This is a genomic window from Pseudomonas sp. Sample_24 (genome assembly GCF_004307605.1).
Taxonomy (GTDB): domain Bacteria; phylum Pseudomonadota; class Gammaproteobacteria; order Pseudomonadales; family Pseudomonadaceae; genus Aquipseudomonas.
The window spans coordinates 1-2,975 of sequence record NZ_RCNW01000389.1 but is presented as its reverse complement, the minus strand read 5'-3'; the positions used below and the strand labels follow the sequence as shown (position 1 = coordinate 2,975).

At 59.6% G+C, this 2,975-nt stretch carries 3 protein-coding genes and 1 pseudogene; 2 read left to right on the top strand and 2 right to left on the bottom strand.

Annotated features, from left to right (window positions below; translation table 11 throughout):
- A pseudogene (locus tag D8V06_RS22590) lies at positions 1–194 on the bottom strand (Rieske (2Fe-2S) protein); the annotation flags it as partial.
- 296 nt (positions 195–490) lie between these two features.
- Between D8V06_RS22590 and gbcB the strand changes: the two are divergent.
- Positions 491–1,591, top strand: a complete 1,101-nt coding sequence (gene gbcB, locus D8V06_RS22580; protein ID WP_056854371.1) for a glycine-betaine demethylase subunit GbcB — start codon at positions 491–493, stop codon at positions 1,589–1,591.
- 310 nt (positions 1,592–1,901) lie between these two features.
- On the opposite strand, the gene D8V06_RS22570 is transcribed toward gbcB, so the two are convergent.
- A complete protein-coding gene (locus D8V06_RS22570) occupies positions 1,902–2,435 on the bottom strand; it encodes a hypothetical protein (RefSeq protein ID WP_056853885.1) in 534 nt (177 codons plus the stop codon).
- 138 nt (positions 2,436–2,573) lie between these two features.
- Between D8V06_RS22570 and D8V06_RS30940 the strand changes: the two genes are divergently transcribed.
- Positions 2,574–2,975: hypothetical protein (locus D8V06_RS30940; RefSeq protein WP_241667862.1), on the top strand; the 402-nt coding region annotated here is incomplete at its 3' end.

The following is a 2,975-nucleotide window of genomic DNA, read 5'->3' as shown; positions in this document are numbered from 1 at the left end:
ATTTCGCAGGTCATGCCGGCGATCAACCACTCTTTCTGAAAGATTTCCTGCATGTCGATATCAAACAGACGCTCGTCCGAGTAAAACGGCTGCGGCAGCGAGAACGTGCGCTCACGCTCTTGCAGCATCTGCGCGGTGGCCTTGCGTGCGGGTTCCAGCGGATCGCCCAGGCTCAGGGTAGTAGTGACGTCCATCGTTTAATCCTCAAGGCCATTCTGTGTGGCCGGCGAAAGTGGCTAATCAGGTGTACTGCTAACGGTTGCTACGCAAGGTGTAAAGAATGTGTCTTGGTATGGGGCGAGTGTGGGGCCGCCGCTGGCCAGAACCTTATCCATGGGCGACATGGTGCAATCTGTTCCCGACGCGCAACCCCCGGTACTTGCGGGCTGGTCGCGATAAGCATGTCAATGTCGCAGATAGGTAAATGGCTGATCTGCGCTATACGCAGAATCGCCAACATGAAGGCCGACAGTCGGCCGTGGAGATCAGCATGTCCAACAACTTCCTGAACCCGGTAACCACCCAGACCTGGGCCAATGGTCGACACATCGTCCGTTGCGTCAAAGTCATCCAGGAAACCTGGGATGTGCGCACCTTCTGTTTCATGGCCGACCAGCCGATCATGTTCTTCTTCAAGCCGGGGCAGTTCGTTACCCTGGAGCTGGAGATCGAAGGCCAACCGATCATGCGTTCGTACACCATTTCCAGCTCGCCGTCGGTGCCGTACAGCTTCTCGGTGACCATCAAGCGCGTGCCGGGCGGCAAGGTCTCGAACTGGTTGCACGACACCCTGCACGAAGGCCAGGAACTGGCGGTGCACGGGCCGGTGGGCTTGTTCAACGCCATCGACTTCCCGAGCCCGAAAGTGCTGTACCTCAGCGGCGGCGTCGGGATCACCCCATGCATGTCCATGGCGCGTTGGTTCTACGACACCAACGCCAACGTCGACATGACCTTTATCCACAGTGCCCGTTCACCGAAGGACATCATCTACCACCGCGAGTTGGAGCACATGGCGTCGCGGATCGACAACTTCAGCCTGCACCTGATCTGCGAGAAGCACGGCCTGGGCGAGCCTTGGGCCGGTTATCGCGGTTACCTGAACCACAAGATGCTGGAATTGATGGTCCCGGACTTCCTCGAGCGCGAAGTGTTCTGCTGCGGGCCGACCCCGTACATGAACGCGGTCAAGCGCCTGCTGGAGAACGCCGGCTACGACATGAAGCGTTATCACGAGGAATCCTTCGGCGCCACGCCACCGGAAGCCCGTGCCGATGCGGTCGAGCAAGCCGAACAAGCGGCCGATGCGCCCGAAATCGATGCCGCGGACTTGCATCAGGTGGAGTTCATCACTTCGGGCAAGAGCATTCGCGTGGCCCCCGGCGAAACCGTGCACGCCGCTGCAGCGAAAGTCGGGCTGATGATCCCGAAAGCCTGTGGCATGGGCATCTGCGGCACCTGCAAGGTGATGAAGCTCGGTGGCGAGGTGGAGATGGAGCACAACGGCGGGATCACCGAAGAAGACGAAGCCGATGGGTTCATCCTGTCGTGCTGCAGCGTGCCGAAGGGCGACGTGCGCATCGAGTTCTAACAGCCGCGAAATTGATCGTTCCCACGCTCCGCGTGGGAATGCAGCCTGTGACGCTCCGCGTCACGACGGTATCGGGCGTCACCCAGGTGTTGAAGTTGGAACGCGGAGCGTTCCTGGAGGCGTTCCCACGCAGAGCGTGGGAACGATCACGGCTCACACCACCCCCTACTGATCGTTCCCACGCTCCGCGTGGGAATGCAGCGCGTGACGCTCCGCGTCAAGACGGTGTTCGGCGTCGCGCAGGTGTTGAAGCTGGAACGCGGAGCGTCCCTGGAGGCGTTCCCACGCGGAGCGTGGGAACGATCACGACCTAATACCAGCGTTGAACTTCGATTAACCCTTCCATCCCCGCATAGTTTCTCGCGCTGGAGTATCGCCAGTGTTCGGGCAGATCCACATAGCCACGGTTCACTGGGTTGTTATGGATGTAATCAAGTTTCTGCCGCATCACTGCCTCGCTGTACACCATTTCCGCATGCGAACCTTCCTGCCAAAGCTGATACACCCGGTCTTGCTTGTGAGCTCGTTTGCTGAAGCGCAGGCGCTGTAACGCGCGTTCGGCTCCCTTGCTTTGCAGGTCGTCGATGATTTGTCGGGCAGTGAATGATTTGAATTGACTGACACATCTGTTGAGATCCGGAGCCTCGGCGACAAAGTGCAGGTGGTTTTCCAGAACCACATAGCCATACATCTTCAAGCCCCGGTGGATTTGCTGATAACGCCAGCAATCGAGCAGATGGTCGACGATATAAGGGCGAATAAATAGCGGAAGCCATTCCACGATGGTGCAAGTGAGGAAATGTGGTTTGTCGGGTTCGGTGATGGTGTAGCGGCTACGACCCATGGTTGCATTCCTTTGCCAGGGAATGACTAGGGTGAGCCGGGATGAGGGAGGTGGCTAGCGGACAGCGCCACAGACTCAGTGGGAAAATACAACGCGTTTCCACTGATCGTTCCCACGCTCCGCGTGGGAATGCAGCCCGTGACGCTCCGCGTCACAACGGTGTTCGACGTCGCGCAGGTGTTGAAGCTGGAACGCGGAGCGTCCCTGGAGGCGTTCCCACGCAGAGCGGGGGAACGATCACGATACAACGCGTTTCCACTGATCGTTCCCACGCTCCGCGTGGGAATGCAGCCCGTGACGCTCCGCGTCACAACGGTGTTCGACGTCGCGCAGGTGTTGAAGCTGGAACGCGGAGCGTCCCTGGAGGCGTTCCCACGCAGAGCGGGGGAACGATCACGATACAACGCGTTTCCACTGATCGTTCCCACGCTCCGCGTGGGAATGCAGCCCGTGACGCTCCGCGTCACAACGGTGTTCGACGTCGCGCAGGTGTTGAAGCTGGAACGCGGAGCGTCCCTGGAGGCGTTCCCACGCAGAGCG